At 41.7% G+C, this 765-nt stretch carries 1 protein-coding gene; it reads right to left on the bottom strand.

The features are described from left to right. On the bottom strand, positions 1–765 hold a 765-nt coding region (locus GARC_RS26895), incomplete at both ends, for a hypothetical protein (RefSeq protein ID WP_039990166.1).

Below are 765 nucleotides of genomic sequence, written 5' to 3'. Positions count from 1 at the left end.
GCTTTAAACTGGTTCATCATCATTTCTGCTCCTGCAGCATAACAAAAATGCCTTTCAAACTCTGTGGTGAGGGTGAGCCATTGGTCGTCTGATAAACCTAACCTTTGTAATATGGGTTGTTGTTGATGCTCAATATTTCCTGCTTTGTCATCTCTGATTATTCTGCCTGTTATGTCCACTAACTCACAATAGTCTTTGAGTGAAAAGGCAATACCTTTTGGCATATCTTGTCTGGGGTTGCCGACAAAAGACATCAGTGGAGGTGTTGTGATGAGGTCTTTTATCGATTCTAAGCGTTTTTTAATACTGGTGTGCTCTGACGTTTCAGGGGTATCCGCTATCTTGGCTCGAATAGGGTTAAGGTCTACATAGGCCATACAGGACAGTAATGCGGCGTCATCTAATAAAGCCTGTGATTTAAAACGTCCTTCCCAAAATCTTCCGGTACAGTCATCCTCTTTATTGGCTTCTCGGGCAATATGTTCATTCAGGTTACCCATCAACCAGCTAATATCATGTAAGCGCTTGCGATACTCGATTATGGTGTCATCTAAGGTGAGTTGTTGACTTTGGCTTAACGTGTCACCTATTACAAACATTTGCGTGAGCAATGTGCCTTTATGTAGGCGGTGCCAGCGTTCAACCACTTCACTATCTGTCCAAGCCATCACTTGTTGCACATCTACATGTAACACCACATGCACATGGTTACTCATCACAGCATAAGCACATATATCAATTGAAAATATTGAAGATAAAAACAAC

The sequence above is a fragment of the Paraglaciecola arctica BSs20135 genome (assembly GCF_000314995.1).
Taxonomy (GTDB): Bacteria; Pseudomonadota; Gammaproteobacteria; order Enterobacterales; family Alteromonadaceae; genus Paraglaciecola; species Paraglaciecola arctica.
This window is presented reverse-complemented; position numbering and strand designations above follow the sequence as displayed.